A 15327-nucleotide genomic window follows, 5' to 3' on the forward strand; every position below is an offset into this window, starting at 1 on the left:
TCACAGGTTCAACAGATGACGCGCCACGAACACCGTGGCGAATCCGGTGGCCATGAAAGCCCCGGTGGCGGCCAGCGAACGCGGCGACAGCCTCGCCACGCCGCACACGCCGTGGCCGCTGGTGCAACCCGCACCGTAACGCGTGCCCACGCCCACCAGCAGGCCGGCCAGTGCGAGCGCGCCATAGCCGGCATCGATCCGTGCCGCGGGCAGCACGGCAAACAGCCCGCAGGCGGCGGGTGCACCGATCAGTCCGAGCACGAAGGCCGCGCGCCAGGCCACGTCGCCCTTCACGGGGCGCAGCAAACCGCCCAGCACGCCGCTGATGCCCGCAATGCGCCCGTTGAGCAGCACGAACATCGCCGCGGCGATGCCGATGAGAACGCCGCCGGCCAGCGCGGTCCATGGCGTGAAATGCGGCCAGTCGATGGCGGCCATCTTCAGTCCTCCTTCGGGCAGTAGAGACGGTAGAGCACCGCGAGGATGTCGAGCAGCGCGGCATCGGCGACGCTGTAGTAGATGTTCTTTCCCTCGCGGCGGGTGCTGACCACGCCTTCCGCGCGCAGCACCGAGAGTTGCTGCGACAAGGTGGGCTGGCGGATGCCCAGCGCGCTTTCGAGGTCGCTCACGCACATCTCGCCCTGCGAGAGCTGGCACAGCAGCAGCAGCCGGTCTTCGTTGGCCAGCAGCTTGAGCACCGCGATCGCCTGGCGGGCACCGCCGCGCAGCACTTCGGGATCGATGACGAGGGTGGAAGCCTTCATGGAGGGCAATGTCGGTTAGCTCACTAATATTATATCGATTAATATAATATCAACGGCTTGACTGAAGGAGTGCCCATGACGACGACCGCAGCGCCCCGCCGCACCACCACCCAGGCATTCTTCGATCCCGTGACGGGCACGGTGTCCTACGTGATCTGGGACCACGCCACGAAGCACGCCGCGATCATCGATCCAGTGCTGGAGTACGACTTCAGGTCTGGCCACACCAGCACCGCCTCCGCCGACCGCCTGCTGGCCTATGTGCGTGAGCAGGCGCTGCAGGTCGACTGGATCCTGGAAACCCACGCGCACGCCGACCACCTCTCGGGCGCGCGCCATGTGCAGTCGCAGGCCGGCGGGCGCATCGCCATCGGCGAGCACATCCGCACGGTGCAGGCCACCTTCCGCGCGCTCTACAACCTGGAGCGCGACTTCCTGCCCGACGGCAGCCAGTTCGACCATCTCTTCAAGGACGGCGAATCCTTCCGCATCGGCGACGCAGAGGCGGTCGCGCTCCTGGTGCCCGGCCACACGCCGGCCGACATGGCGTACCTCGTGGACGGCGCGGTCTTCGTCGGCGACACGCTCTTCATGCCCGACCTGGGCAGCGCGCGCGCAGACTTCCCCGGCGGCGACGCACGCCAGCTCTATCGCTCGATGCACCGGCTGCTCGCCCTGCCGCCCGGGACGACCATCTATGTCTGCCACGACTATCCGCCCGCCACGCGCGAGCCCCGCTGGCAGAGCAGCGTGGCGGAACAGCGCGCCCACAACATCCATGTGCGCGACGGCATCGGCGAAGAAGAATTCGTGCGCATGCGCACCGCGCGCGACGCCACGCTCGACGTGCCGACGCTGATCCTGCCGTCGATGCAGGTCAACGTGCGCGCCGGGCGATTTCCGCCGCCCGATGACAACGGGGTGGCCTACCTGCGCATTCCGCTGAATGCCCTTCCGGTCCATCGAGGCGCGGCCGCCCCGCAGTGATGGCTCAGCGCCGCCGCTCCACGTATGGCCGCGCCTGCAGCAGCACGATGCGGTCGCCCACGGTGGCCCACTCGATGTCCTGGTCCACCGCGTTGAAGGTGCGCTTCACAGCCGCGCCCACGTTGGCGAGGCGCACCACCAGCTCGTCGGTCAGCACATTGCGGCCCACCTCCACCGGCACTTCCTTCACGCCGCCTTCCTTGTCGAGCTGCAGCGACGTTTCTTCGGCCGAACGGCTCAGCACCTGGATCGCCTTCGACCAGCTCGAATACATCACCTGCTCCGCCACCCGCTGCCCCTCGACCACGCGGATGCCGATGCCGCGCTTGGCCGAGATGTAGGTGACGTGCGGATGCCCCGCATCGAACGGGTCGCGGGTGATCATGACGCCAGCGTTGGTCGAGTCGATGGCGGTCTGCACGAACACCCCCATCAGCACCGACTCGGCGCCGAAGCCCGCGGCGCTGCGTGCCTCCCAGGCCTCGGGGTTGAAGACCGAGGCCCAGACCTTCTTCACTGCGACCTCGAGCGCATCGCCGGTCTTGACGTTGGGCACCGTGGTGTAGAGCCCCGCGCCGCTGAAGCCGGGCAGGTCTTCGGAGTTGGACGAGCTGCGCACGAACACGCCGCCGCCGCCCAGTTGCGACTGCCACGCGGCGCGCCATGCGGCGGCGGTGGCCGCGTCGACCGGCCATTGCACGATCTCGTCGCGCAGTTGCGCCAGCGCCTTCTGCCGGGCGTTCGGATCGCTCGCGAAGCCTGGCTGCTGCTGCATGCGCGCGATGCGCTCGGCCAGGCCGTTGGCGCGCATGAAGCGGTCGTAGTGCGCGAACGGAATGCAGAAGCCGTCGGGCACCGAAGTACCCGGAATGTGCGCGGCCAGCATGGCGCCGAGGTTCGCGGCCTTGGTGCCGCACTGCGCGTTGTTGCGCGCGCGCAGCGAGACCAACGGCAGCAGACGGGTTTCGTGCAGGTCGGGCCTGATGGCGCGCGCGCTGCCGGGCGTCGCGCCGGTGGCGGCGGTGCGCACGGCGCGCGGCGGCAGGGCGGCGATCTCTTCGGGCGCGAGGCGGCGCACCTGGTAGCCCGAGGCCGCGACCTTCAATGCCACCCACTGGCCCGCATGCGCCTTCAGCACCGTGGCGGCGTCGCGCACGTAGGCGTTCGGAATGCCCCATCCCTTGGCCAGCAGGTTGACGTGCGACAGCGCGGTCGACGGCCGCTCGGTCAGCACGCCCGCCACCGGCGGCAGGCTGATCGGCACCTGCCGCAGCACGGCGATGTCGTCGGGCAAAAGTGCGAGCTGGGCGTTGATGCCCGATTCGTCGTCCACGATGCGCACGCGGCCGGTGGCGGTGCCGAGGTTCATCGGCAGAAATGGCTGCTCGCGGATCAGCGCCTCCTGGCTCACGAAGTCGATGCCGGCTTCCTTCGCCACGCGTTCGTGCAGCGTGGAGTTGGTCTTGAACTTCACGGGCGCGAAGAAGCTGGCCTTGACCTGCGCGTCGGCCTGCCGCAGCAGCGGTGCAGTGAGCCGGTCGCCCTCCCAGAACTCGTAGGTGAAGGTGCCGATGTTCTGCTGCCAGCTCAGCGTGCCGAACAGGAAGCGGCGGTCGGGCACGAGGTAGTTGCGGTCGATCTCGCGCTTGATCGTGTTCGGCGTGAGCCGGGTGTCGCGCAGGAAGCGTACGTGCAGCTGGTAGCGCGGCGTGTCGATGTAGTACATGCGCGCCGGCTTCGCCTGCCGGTCGACGGCGAACAGCACGTGCGCGAGCTGCATCGGCGTGCCGGCGTCGTAGACGCGCGCCAGCTGGTCGAAGTCCCCCTGGCTGCGCAGCGCGGGCAATGACGACGGCACCGCGGGGCGCGGCGCGAGCTGCGCGGCCGGGCCGTCGGGCAGAGGCTGGTTTTGCTGCTGGTAATACGAGGGCTTGCGCGCCAGCTGGGCCGCGGCGGGCATGGCCGCCAGAACCATGGCGAGCGCTGCGCAAAGCGCGATCAAGCTATCGGTTTCGGAGCGCATGGCGCCCGTGGGGCGTGCGCGATCCTGGTTTTTCATGGGGGATTTCTTCCTTACAGCCGGTTGCCGAATGCACGCGCGCTTCACCAAGCAGCGGGTTGGCGATGACAGCGGCAGCGGATTCTCGCGCGTTACACATTCAGCGCTTTCGCATTGTCCCAACGACCGGGGAGAACAACGCCATGAGCCCATCCGCCATTTCCATGCATTCCGCCACGCTGCGCCGCTGGCTGCTCGGCCTGGCCATGCTGTGCGTCGGCCTCGCGGCCAGCGCCCAGCAGGACCCGCCGGGCCGCGTGGCCCGTCTCAACTTCCACCAGGGCACCATCAGCTTCGCGCCGGCCGGCGACGACAGCTGGTACGACGCGCAGCCCAACCGCCCCATCACCACCGGCGACCGCCTCTGGACCGACCGCAACGCCCGCGCCGAGGTGTACATCGGCTCGGCAGCCCTGCGGCTCGACGGGCAGACGCACGTGGAGTTCTCCGAGCTCGACGACGACACGGCGCGCATCACCTCGAACCAGGGCAACCTGCAGCTGCGCGTGCGCGACGAGCTGGCAGGCCAGCGCTTCGAGGTCGACACCGGCAACCTCGCGGTGGTGATCGACGCGCCGGGCGAATACCGCATCGCCTCCGATCCGGCCGCCGGCACCACCTGGGTGGCCGTGGCCTCGGGCCGCGCCACGCTCTATGGCGAGAACGGCCAATCGCAGTCGCTGGCCGCGCGCCAGCAGCTCACCGTGTCGGGCCGCGACCTCGCGGCCGTGGGCGGTGCGCCGCCGCAGGCTGGCGGCTTCGACGCCTGGGTGGCCGAGCGCAACCGCATCGAGGACCAGTCGGTCTCGGCGCGCTACGTGTCGCGCGAAGTGGTCGGCTACCTGCAGCTCGACAACTACGGCGACTGGCAGAACGACGCCACGTACGGCGACGTCTGGTTCCCGCGCAACGTCGATGCCGACTGGGCGCCGTACCGCGACGGCCAGTGGGTCAACGTCGCGCCGTGGGGCCTGACCTGGGTCGATGCCGCGCCTTGGGGTTTCGCACCCTTCCATTACGGCCGCTGGGCGCGCGTGGGTTCGCGCTGGGGCTGGGTGCCGGGGCGGACAAGCGGCCGGCCGGTGTATTCGCCGGCGCTGGTCGGCTTCGTGGGCGGCGGTGCGAACGCGGGCGTCCAGATCGGCAACGGCCGCAGCGGCGTGGGCTGGTTCCCGCTGGCCCCGGGCGAGCAATGGCGCCCCGGCTACCACGCGAGCCAGCGCTATGTGGACCAGGTGAACCGCATGGCCATCTACAACCGTCAGGCCGGGCCGCGCAACGACTTCTATGCCAACCAGCAGATGCCGGGCGCCGTGACCGTGCTGCCCGCCGACCGCTTCGGCCGCGGCCCCTTCGGCCGTCGTGACCTCGTGCGGCTGCCGGACGACCGCTTTGCGCGCGTGCCGGTGGCACCCACGCCGGGCGTCGCGATCAACGGCTTCGGCGGTGGCTTCGGCCGGCCCGCCGCCGTGGTCCCGCCGGCGGCGGCGCTGATGGAGAGGCAGCAGCAGATACAGCTCCAGCAGGCGCAGCAGCAACAGTTGCAGCAACGACAGCAGATGGAATGGCAGCGCCAGCAGGGCGGGCGTCCGCAACAGGACTGGCGCCAGCAGCAGGACTGGCGGGCCCAACAGGACGGGCGCCAGCGCGGCGAACAGGAACGCTGGCAGCAGCAACAGCAACAACAGCAGGCGCTGCGCCAGCAACAGGAAATGCAGCAGCGCGCGGCGCAGGCGCAAGCCCAGCAGCAGCAGCAGCAGCAGATGCTTCAACAACAGCAACAGATGCAGCTGCAGCTGCAGCAGCAACGCGCGACCCAGCAGCAGGCCCAGCAACAGCAACAGCAGCTTCGCCAGCAGCAGGAAATGCAATTGCGCGCCGCACAGGCGCAGCAGCAGGCGCAAGCCCAGCTTCAGGCCCAGCAGAACGCGATGCGGCAGGCGCAGGAGGCCCAGTTGCGCGCGATCCAGCAGCAGCACGGCATCGCGCCAGCGCCGCAGCAGCCGCAGCCGCAAGGCCAGCGCAGCGACGATCCGCGCAGGCTCTGGACCTCGCCCGACTCGCGCTGAACGCCAGCCGCCGCGCAAGTCCCGCCGGAAGCGCTTCCTTCGGCCCGCCGCTACAGTCGGCGGCCAAGGAGCCTTTCATGCCCACATTCGACTTCGATCTCTTCGTCATCGGCGGCGGCAGCGGCGGTGTCCGCGCCGCGCGCATGGCCGCGCAAACCGGCGCGCGTGTCGCCATCGCCGAGGCCGCCGAACTCGGCGGTACCTGCGTCAACGTGGGCTGCATACCGAAGAAGCTCTACAGCTACGCCGCCGGCTATGCCGAATCGTTCGAGGAAGCCGCCGGCTACGGTTGGAAGCTGCCGCAGGCGCCGCAGTTCGACTGGGCGCACCTGAAGTCGCAGCGCGCAAAAGAGATCACGCGGCTCAACGGCATCTATGCCTCGCTGCTGAAGAACGCGGGCGTCACGCTCGTCACCGGCTGGGCGCAGCTGGCCGACGCCCACACGGTGGAAGTCGACGGCAAGCGCCACACCGCGCGTCACCTCCTGGTGGCCACCGGCGGCACGCCCTACGTGCCCGACATTCCGGGCCGCGAACACATCGTGAGCTCCGATGCGATGTTCGACCTCGACCCCTTCCCCAAGCGCCTGCTGGTGGTGGGCGGCGGCTACATCGCCTGTGAATTCGCATCCATCTTCAACGGCCTCGGCGCCCAGGTCACGCAGCTGCACCGCCGCGCGCACCTGCTCACCGGCTTCGACGACGACGTGCGGCAGTTCCTTGCGAACGAGATGGGCAAGGCCGGCGTCGACGTGCGGCTGAACTGCGAAGCCACCTCGGTCACGCGCGGGCCGCACGGGCTTGCCGTCACGCTGGCGCGCGGCCAGCAGATCGAGGCCGACACGGTGCTCTTCGCCACCGGCCGGGTGCCCAACACACAGGGGCTCGGCCTCGAGGCGGCGGGCGTGAAGCTCGACGAGCGCGGCGCCATCGCGGTCGATGCGCACTACCGCAGCTCGGTGCCGTCGATCCATGCGGTGGGCGACGTGTCCACGCGCGTGCAGCTCACGCCGGTGGCGCTGGCCGAGGCGATGGTGGTGGTCGACGAACTCTTCGGCAAGGGCAAGCGCCGGCTCGACTACGAGTTCATTCCCACAGCCGTGTTCACGCACCCGAACATCGGTACCTGCGGCTACACCGAACTCGAAGCGCGCGCGAAGTTCGGCGAGGTCACGGTGTTCTCGAGCGAGTTCAAGTCGCTGCGCCACACGCTGTCGGGCCGCACCGAGCGCACCTTCATGAAGCTGGTGGTCGAGAAGGCCACCGACCGCGTGGTGGGCCTGCACATGGTGGGCGCGGACGCGGGCGAAGTGGTGCAGGGCTTTGCGGTGGCGATGCGCGCGGGTGCGACGAAAGCGCTGTTCGACAGCACCATCGGCATACACCCGACTGCGGCCGAGGAGTTCGTGACGATGCGCGAGCCGATGCCAGGCTAGCGCTGCTTGCCTTCGAGCAGCTTCACCATCACGAACAGCACGCGGTTCGCCGGCGTGGGAACGCCGAGCGCCTCGCCGCGCCGCACGACCAGGCCGTTGAGGTGGTCGATCTCGCTGAGCTTGCCGCGCGCGAGGTCCTGCGCGGTGGACGAGTATTGCGAAGGCATGGTCTGCGCGATGCCGCGCACGGCGGCGTCGGTGTCGCCGGGCACCACAACGCCCTCGGCTTTTGCGACGGCGAGGCATTCGGCCACCACGTCGCGGATCACCTCGGCCACGCCCTCGCCTTTGACGAGCACACCGTAGGGCAGCTGCGTAACGGCGGACAGTGCGTTGTAGGCGCAGTTGAGGATCAGCTTGGCCCACAGCGAGCCACGCACGTTGTCGGAGATTTGCGTGGGCACGCCCGCGGCGGCCAGATGCCGAGCGACCTGTTCGCTCACGCGCGAAGGCGCAATCACCAGTTCGCCGCGCCCGTGGTGCTTCACATGGCCCGGCCCCGCCATCTCGGTGGCGACGTAGACCACGGCCGCTGCAACCTCATTCGACGGCAGCACCGGGCGCACGCGCTCGTCGTTGTCCACGCCGTTCTGCAATGTGAGCACCAGCGCGCCGGGAGAGAGGTGCGGCTTGATCTGCGCGGCGGCCGATTCGCTGTCGGTGGACTTCACGCAGAACAGAACGAGGTCGGCGCCGTGCACTGCGCTGGCTTCGATGCTGGCTGCCACCTTCACGAATTCGTCGAAGGCCTTGGTCTCCAGCCGAAGCCCGCTGGCGTTGACGGCCTCCACATGCGAGGGCCGCCCGATCAGCACCACCTCGTGTCCGGCGCGCGCCAGCATGGCGCCGTAGTAGCAGCCGACTGCGCCGGCGCCCATGACTGCGACTTTCATCGATCGTGTCCTTCGTTGTCTGTTCGGACCACGAGGTTACTCAACACGGCCGTTTCATGCTTCGGCCTCCACGCCGCGCGAGGCCGCGCCCTCTTGCAGCAGCCATTCGCGGAACGCCACGAACGCCGGCAGGTCGAGCCGGTCCGGCCGATAGCAGAGATAGTGCCCCTGGTTCACGCTCACCGGCATGCCGCAGGGACTCAGCAGCGAGCCTTCCGCCAGTTCTTCCTGCACCAGCAGCCTGGGCACGAGGCCGATGCCCAGGCCGTTGAGCGCTGCCTGGATCAACGCGGAGTACTGCGCGAAGCGCGGGCCGGCCACGGTCTGCACCTCCGGCACGCCGTGTTGCGCGGCCCACTGGCGCCACGCGGTCGGCGCGCCCTCGTGGTGCAGCAGCGTGTGGCCGAGGATGTCGGCGGGCTGCGCGATGCGGTGCCGCCCTTCGACCAGCGAGCGCGCCACGATCAGCACGAACTCGCGCCCCGCGATGTATTCGGACACCACGCCGGGCCAGCCGTCGGGGCCGTAGCGGATCGCGGCGTCCACGCCGGCCGGAATGCCGTCGCTCGGCTCCAGGTGGCGGCTGAAGCTCAGCATCACGTGGCGGCTCTTCTGGCTGAAGGCGGGCAGGCGCGGAATCAGCCACTTGGTGAGGAAGGTGGGCACGCTCGCCAGCGTGAGAAGTCCGGCGCCCGCATCGCCCGAGCGCGCCTCGAAGGTCGCCGTTTCAATCGCTCGCAGCCCACCCGAAATCTTCTGCCAGTACACGCGCCCCTGGGGGGTCAGCTGCACGCCGCGTCCGTTCTTCTGCAGCAGTTCGCGGCCGAGGAAAGCTTCGAGCCCCGCAATCTGCTTGCTGACCGCGCTCACGGTGATGCACAGGGCGCCGGCCGCGAGCGTGATGCTGTCGTGGCGCGCCACGGCGTCGAAGGCCAGCAGCTCCTGGATGGTGGGGCAGTCACGCTTCATGCTGCATGGCTCCGGTTGATGAAAGCTGAATGAAAAACGCTTTCCGATTGCTCAAGTGTCGTCATCCAACTTTCACCCATAAGTTCGCATGCGCTTCCTAGAATTCGAAGCATCGCGGCGGCATGGCCGGCGCAGACAGTAGCGCATCCGGAAAGTATGCCGGGTGCCAATGATACTGGAGACAACCTTGGTTCGCGGCATCTCGCTCATCTACGGCCTGTACCTGCTGCTGCCCATCGCCCTGCTGCTCGTCGGCAGCGTGGGCGGCAACTGGACCAACACGCTGCTGCCCACGGGCATCACCGGGCAGTGGTATCTCGACCTCTGGCTCGACACCTCCTTCCGCAAGGCCTTCGTGAGCAGCCTCGTGGTCGCCATGGCGGCCTGCGCCATCAACACCGTGCTGGCGCTTCCGCTGGCCTATGCGCTGTACCACGGCGCGCGGCGCGGCGGCAGCCTCGCCGCGCGGATCGTGAGCGCCACGCCGGTGGCGGTGCCGGCCATCACGCTGGCCTTCGGCTACATGATCGTGTTCAACACCGACCTCGCGCCCTGGCTGGGCTCGATGCCGCTGCTGATCGCGGCGCACGCGATCCTCACGCTGCCCTATCTCACCAACACGCTGCTGACCGACCTGCGCCACCTCGACCTGGGCCGGCTCGAGCAGGCCGCGGCCACGCTCGGCGCCTCGGGCTGGCAGCAGTTCACCGGCATCGTGCTGCCGAGCCTGCGCCAGAGCCTGATCAGCGGGCTGGTGATGGTGGCCGCGATATCGGTGGGCGAGTTCGGCGTGTCGAACCTGCTCACGAGTTTCCAGAACCGCACCTACCCAGTCGTGCTGCTGCAGGCCTTCTACGGCGCCACCGGCTTTGCCTGCGCGGCCACGGTGATCCTTCTTGTGCTGGCCAGCGCGTCGGCGCTTCTTTCTTCTTCCCTTGTAAAGCAGCGCGCATGAGCCTCTTGTTCGACAACGTCAGCTACAACTACCCCGGCAGCACGCACGGCCTGCACGACGTGTCGCTCGACGTGCGTACCGGCGAACTGGTCGCGGTGATCGGGCCCAGCGGATCGGGCAAGTCGACGCTGCTCAAGCTGGTGGCGGGCCTGGAGACGGGCCACACCGGTCGCATCATGCTCGGCGGCGAAGACATGTCGCGCACGCCGGTGCACCAGCCATCGGCATGGTGTTCCAGAGCTATGCGCTGTTTCCGCATTTGAGCGTGCTCGACAACGTGGCCTACGGGCTCAAGCTGCGCAAGGTGGCAACGGCCGAGCGGCGCAAGCGCGCGCAGGAGTTGCTCGACATCGTGGGGCTGGGCGAGTTCTCGCAGCGCGCCGTGGCGCGACTCTCGGGTGGGCAGCAGCAGCGCGTGGCCCTTGCCCGCGCGCTGGCCATCGACCCGCGTGCGCTGCTGCTCGACGAGCCGCTGTCGGCGCTCGACGCCAGCGTGCGCGGCCACCTTCGCGACCAGATCCGCTCGATCCAGCAGCGCTTCAACGCGACCACGCTGCTGGTCACGCACGACCAGGAAGAAGCGCTGGTGATGGCCGACCGCATGGCCATGCTGAAAGACGGCCGGCTGCTGCAGATCGCCACGCCGCGCGACATCTACGAGAACCCCGCGAGCCGCGCGGTGGCCGAGTTCGTGGGGCTCTCGACGATCCTGCCCGCGAAGGTGGCCTCGCCGGGCCGGCTGGACCTGGGCTTTGCCGAGCTCTTCGCCGAGACGGGCAGCCGCTCCTTCGGCACCCCGGTGCATGTGCTGGTGCGCCCCGAGCACATCCAGCCCGACCCGGCGCCCAACGCCATGAACCGCCTCGCGGGCCGCACCGGCGCACAGCGCTACCTGGGCGCGCTCACGCGCTACGACTTCGAAGTGCAGGGAGCGCCCAAGCCCTTCCTCGCCGAGTCGCCCGCGCCGGCCAACGAAGCCATTGCCATCGCGCCCGAACACCTCCGTTTACTCGACCACTGACCTTTTCCTTCAAGGAGCCACCATGCAACGCAGACATCTGATCCAGGCCGCCGGCGCACTGCCGCTGGCCACGCTCGCGGCACGCACCGCCTTCGCCTTCGACGGCCCCGAGCTCTACGCGGGCGAGAAGGCGCTGTACGCCGAGGCGCAGAAGGAAGGCCTGTGCGTCTCCTTCGACACCGGCCCCGAGTGGGCCAACTGGAAGTCGCTGTTCCGTGACTTCAAGAAGCGCTACCCCGAGATCGAGCTGACCTACAACGACATCGGCTCCGCCGCCACTGTGGTCGCACTCGAAAAGACCAAGCGCCGCCCGCAGGCCGACACCGCCTATTACTTCGCGGCCTCGGCCGTCGATGCCGCGAAGAAGGACGTGGTCGCGCCCTTCAAGCCTGTCAACTTCGACAAGCTGCCGCCCGTGTTCCGCGAGGCCGAGGGCCGCTGGTTCACCATCCACACGCTCAACATCGCCTTCCTGGTCAACAAGAAACTGGTGAAGACCGTGCCCACCGGCTGGGCCGACCTGCTCAAGCCCGAGTTCAAGAGCACGGTGGTCTACCTCGACCCGCGCTCCACCGGCATCGGCCAGGTGCTGACCTTCGCGGCGGCGTATGCCAACGGCGGCAGCGTCGACAACGTGCAACCCGGCACCGACTACCTCGGCAAGCTGCATGCGGCCGGCAACGTGCTGCGCGTGGAAGGCACCACGCCGTATGCCAAGTTCCTGAAGGGCGAGATCCCCGTGTGGATCAGCTACGAGAACGACGGCCTGAAGGCCAAGCACGTCGACGGCATGGGCGACGCGGTGGAAGTCGTGATCCCGAAGGAAGCCAGCGTGGCCGCGCCCTACGCCATCAGCCTCGTGAAGAACGGCCCGAACCCGAACGCCGGCAAGCTGTGGCTCAACTTCATCATGAGCGAGGCCGGCCAGTCGCTGTTCGCGCAGGGCTTCGTGCGGCCCGCCGTGCCGGGTACGCCGCTGTCGGCCGATGTCGCGGCCAAGATGCCGGCCGCGCCGCAGATCCGCCCGCTCGACGTGGTGAAGGCGTCGGAGCGCAAGGCCGAGGTCGACAAGCTCTGGGCCCAGGCTGCATTGGGGAAGTAATCAGCATGCGACGCTTTGGCGCCTGGCCCGCATGGGCCTTCATGGCGCTGTTCTTCGCGGTGCCGCTCGCGGCGCTGCTGCCCGAGGCCTTCGGCGAGGGCGGCAGCGCCTTCGGCCGGCTGTTCGGCAACCCGCTGTTCTTCGGCGCGCTGCGCAACACGCTGGCGCTCGGGCTCGCGGCGGGTCTCATGTCGGCGCTGGTGGGCACTTGCATCGCGATCGAACTCGCTCGCCAGCCCGAGGGTCGGCGCCAATGGATGATGACGCTGCTGGGCCTGCCGCTGGCTTTCTCGGGGCTGGTGATCGCCTACGGCTTCATCCTGGCCTTCGGTCGCGCCGGCTTCGTGACGCAGCTGCTCGCGGGCCTGGGCGCAGACCCGGCGGCCATCGGCAGCTGGATCTACAGCGTGTCGGGCCTGGGCTTTGCATACGCCTACTACCTGATTCCGCGCGTGGCGCTGTCGCTGTACCCGGTGTTCGCGAACCTCGACCTGCGCCCGGCGCAGGCGGCGCGCACGCTGGGCGCTTCGCGCTCGCGCGCCTTCCGGGACACGGTGGTGCCCGAGGTGCTGCCCTCGGTGTTGTCGAACGCCTGCATGGTGGCCGCGATAGCGATGGGCACCTACGGCACGGCGCTGGCGCTGGTGGGCACGCAGCTCAACATCCTGCCGCTGATGCTGCTCGCGCAGGTGGGCGACGGCGGTTCCGATTTCGCGGTGGCGGCGGCCTTGTCGCTGGTGCTGATGGTGGTGTGTGTGATCGTGATGGGAGTGGGCGATGTCTTTACGCGAAGGCGCGAGCACGGTGCTGTCGGCGCCGGTCACTGAGGCGCTGACGCGCCTGGCGCAGAAGCAGTGGGGGCCGGCGCGCCACCGCCAGCCGGTGGCCATCATCGGTCCCGGCGACGGCGGCCCGGCAGAGTGCGAGGCGGCCTATGCCGTGGCGCACGCACTGGCCGGCGCGGGCATGGCAGTGGTCTGCGGCGGGCGCGGCGGCGTGATGGCCGCCGCCTCGCGCGGGGCGGTGGAAGCCGGCGGCATCGCCGTGGGCATCCTGCCCGAGGACGACGACCGCAATGCCAACGAATGGCTCAGCGTGGCGATCCCGACCGGTATGGGCGAGATGCGCAACGGCATCGTCGCGCGCAGCGGCGTGTGCCTGGTCGCCATCGGCGGCAACATGGGCACGCTGTCGGAGATGGCGATGGGGCTCAAGTGGGGCAAGCCGGTGTTCGTGATGCACGGCGATATCGAGCTGCCGGGCGCGGTGCAGGCTGCGGATGTGAACGACATGCTGGGCAAGGTGCTGGGCTGCCTGCTGGCTTGAGAGGCCGTGCAGGGGACATTCGCGGAGCAAGGCACCCCGTCGGCGTGAGCGCGCCCTGAACAACGCACCCCAACGCGGTCCCAAGGCAAACACCGCAGGCATTGCACAATGACAGGCATGCCCTACATGCCCACCTTCGTCGCCCCCGCCCGCTTCACCGACGCCGCCGCCGCACTCGAACAGGTCAAGACCATCTACCAGGGCGGCCTCGCCCACCTGCGCGAATCGATGCTGCGCTTCGTTGCCGGCGAGGCGCTGCCGGGCCGGGTGCGGGCCTGCTACCCCTTCGTGCGGGTGCACACCCACACCGTCTCGCGCCACACGCCGCCTGCCAACGCCGGCCTGAGCTACGGCTTCGTCGCCGGACCCGGCCGCTACGAGACCACGCTGACGCGGCCGGACCTGTTCTCGCGGTACTACCTCGACCAGTTCCGACTGCTGCTGGAGAACCACCAGGTCGAGCTCGAGGTGGGCACCAGCACGCAGCCCATTCCGATCCACTTCTCCTTTGCCGAGAACGACCACATCGAAGGCACCATGAGCGCCGAGCGCCGCGCCCTGATGCGCGACGTGTTCGACCTGCCCGACCTGGGCGTGATGGACGACGGCATCGCCAACGGCACCTACGAGGCGCGCGATGGCGAGGCGCAGCCGCTGTCGCTGTTCACGGCCGCGCGGGTGGACTACTCGCTGCACCGCCTGCGCCACTACACGGGCACCGCGCCCGAGTGGTTCCAGAACTTCGTGCTGTTCACCAACTACCAGTTCTACATCGACGAGTTCGTGCGCCTGGGCCACGAGGCGATGGCCGACGAGAACAGCGAGTACGTCGCCTTCATCGAGCCCGGCAACGTGGTCACGCGCCGGCGCGGGCTGCCGGCCGGTTCGAGCAGCACCTACGGCCACCTGCTCGACGGCAGCCAAGGCACCGCGCCGCCGCGGCTGCCGCAGATGCCGGCCTACCACCTGGTGCGCGAGGACTGCAGCGGCACCACCATGGTCAACATCGGCGTCGGCCCGGCCAATGCCAAGACCATCACCGACCACATCGCGGTGCTGCGCCCGCATGCCTGGATGATGCTGGGCCACTGCGCCGGCCTGCGCAACACGCAGCAGCTTGGCGACTACGTGCTGGCCCACGCCTACGTGCGCGAAGACCACGTGCTCGACGAGGAGCTGCCGCTGTGGGTGCCGATTCCGGCACTGTCGGAAATCCAGCTCGCGCTGGAAAAAGCCGTGGCCGACATCACGCGCTACGAAGGCCCCGACCTCAAGAAGATCATGCGCACCGGCACCGTGGCCAGCACCGACAACCGCAACTGGGAGCTGCTGCCCGGCAACCAGCCGCAGCGCCGCTTCAGCCAGAGCCGCGCGGTGGCGCTCGACATGGAAAGCGCAACCATCGCGGCCAACGGCTTCCGCTTCCGTGTGCCCTACGGCACCCTGCTGTGCGTGAGCGACAAGCCGCTGCACGGCGAGATCAAGCTGCCCGGCATGGCCAACCACTTCTACCGCGAGCGCGTGGAGCAGCACCTGCGCATCGGCATGCGCGCCATCGACATCCTGCGCGCGGAAGGCTCGACACGGCTGCACAGCCGCAAGCTGCGCAGCTTCGACGAGGTGGCATTCCAGTAAGAAGAAGGGCTCCAGCAGGGCCCTGGGAGAGCGCGGGCCTCAGGGTTTGTCCTGCCCGCCGCGGCGCGGGATCGCCGCGTTTCGCGGACATCATCTGGCTGGCCCTACAGA

Annotated in this window: 13 protein-coding genes and 1 pseudogene; 9 read left to right on the forward strand and 5 right to left on the reverse strand. The window is 69.0% G+C overall.

Going from position 1 to position 15327, the window contains the following annotated elements; translation table 11 throughout:
• Together PMI12_RS04715 and PMI12_RS04720 are read right to left on the reverse strand one after the other, a co-directional pair.
• Positions 1–438: a YeeE/YedE family protein gene (locus PMI12_RS04715; protein ID WP_007829652.1), complete on the reverse strand. Its 438-nt coding sequence runs from the start codon at positions 436–438 to the stop codon at positions 1–3.
• 2 nt (positions 439–440) lie between these two features.
• Positions 441–764 (reverse strand): ArsR/SmtB family transcription factor, encoded by a 324-nt coding sequence (locus PMI12_RS04720; protein WP_007829653.1) that lies wholly within the window; start codon positions 762–764, stop codon positions 441–443.
• 75 nt (positions 765–839) lie between these two features.
• Here PMI12_RS04720 and PMI12_RS04725 point away from each other — a divergent pair, with 75 nt between their 5' ends.
• The gene (locus tag PMI12_RS04725; RefSeq protein ID WP_007829654.1) at positions 840–1751 is read left to right on the forward strand and encodes an MBL fold metallo-hydrolase; all 912 of its coding nucleotides are present in this window, start codon (positions 840–842) and stop codon (positions 1749–1751) included.
• Between the two features lie 4 nt (positions 1752–1755).
• On the opposite strand, the gene PMI12_RS04730 is transcribed toward PMI12_RS04725, so the two are convergent.
• Entirely contained in the window at positions 1756–3810 is a 2055-nt protein-coding gene (locus PMI12_RS04730; RefSeq protein WP_007829655.1) for a PEP/pyruvate-binding domain-containing protein, read from the reverse strand.
• A 143-nt stretch (positions 3811–3953) separates the two neighbouring features.
• On the opposite strand from PMI12_RS04730, the gene PMI12_RS04735 reads away from it, so the two are divergent.
• A complete protein-coding gene (locus PMI12_RS04735; protein WP_007829657.1) occupies positions 3954–5879 on the forward strand; it encodes a DUF6600 domain-containing protein in 1926 nt (641 codons plus the stop codon).
• Between the two features lie 77 nt (positions 5880–5956).
• Positions 5957–7315 (forward strand): glutathione-disulfide reductase, encoded by a 1359-nt coding sequence (gene gorA / locus PMI12_RS04740; protein ID WP_007829659.1) that lies wholly within the window; start codon positions 5957–5959, stop codon positions 7313–7315.
• On the opposite strand, the gene PMI12_RS04745 is transcribed toward gorA, so the two are convergent.
• Positions 7312–8208: a ketopantoate reductase family protein gene (locus PMI12_RS04745; protein WP_007829662.1), complete on the reverse strand. Its 897-nt coding sequence runs from the start codon at positions 8206–8208 to the stop codon at positions 7312–7314. The genes gorA and PMI12_RS04745 overlap by 4 nt on opposite strands.
• A 54-nt stretch (positions 8209–8262) precedes the next feature.
• A complete protein-coding gene (locus PMI12_RS04750; protein ID WP_007829664.1) occupies positions 8263–9177 on the reverse strand; it encodes a LysR substrate-binding domain-containing protein in 915 nt (304 codons plus the stop codon).
• Positions 9178–9346: 169 nt separating this feature from the next.
• Between PMI12_RS04750 and PMI12_RS04755 the strand changes: the two genes are divergently transcribed.
• The 6 genes and pseudogenes from PMI12_RS04755 to PMI12_RS04780 all read left to right on the forward strand — a co-directional run bounded on the left by PMI12_RS04755 (position 9347) and on the right by PMI12_RS04780 (position 15216).
• Positions 9347–10132, forward strand: a complete 786-nt coding sequence (locus tag PMI12_RS04755; RefSeq protein WP_007829666.1) for an ABC transporter permease — start codon at positions 9347–9349, stop codon at positions 10130–10132.
• A pseudogene (locus tag PMI12_RS04760) lies at positions 10129–11153 on the forward strand (ABC transporter ATP-binding protein). Before PMI12_RS04755 ends, PMI12_RS04760 begins: the two are co-directional and overlap by 4 nt.
• A gap of 22 nt (positions 11154–11175) precedes the next feature.
• The gene (locus tag PMI12_RS04765) at positions 11176–12255 is read left to right on the forward strand and encodes an extracellular solute-binding protein (protein ID WP_007829669.1); all 1080 of its coding nucleotides are present in this window, start codon (positions 11176–11178) and stop codon (positions 12253–12255) included.
• 5 nt (positions 12256–12260) lie between these two features.
• Positions 12261–13082: an ABC transporter permease gene (locus PMI12_RS04770; RefSeq protein WP_007829671.1), complete on the forward strand. Its 822-nt coding sequence runs from the start codon at positions 12261–12263 to the stop codon at positions 13080–13082.
• On the forward strand, positions 13033–13581 hold the full coding sequence (locus tag PMI12_RS04775) for a TIGR00725 family protein (RefSeq protein WP_007829673.1): 549 nt from the start codon (positions 13033–13035) through the stop codon (positions 13579–13581). Before PMI12_RS04770 ends, PMI12_RS04775 begins: the two co-directional genes overlap by 50 nt.
• Positions 13582–13698: 117 nt before the next feature.
• The gene (locus PMI12_RS04780) at positions 13699–15216 is read left to right on the forward strand and encodes an AMP nucleosidase (protein WP_042672838.1); all 1518 of its coding nucleotides are present in this window, start codon (positions 13699–13701) and stop codon (positions 15214–15216) included.
• Positions 15217–15327 lie beyond the last annotated feature (111 nt).

Source organism: Variovorax sp. CF313, from assembly GCF_000282635.1.
In the GTDB taxonomy this organism is placed as follows: Bacteria; Pseudomonadota; Gammaproteobacteria; order Burkholderiales; family Burkholderiaceae_C; genus Variovorax.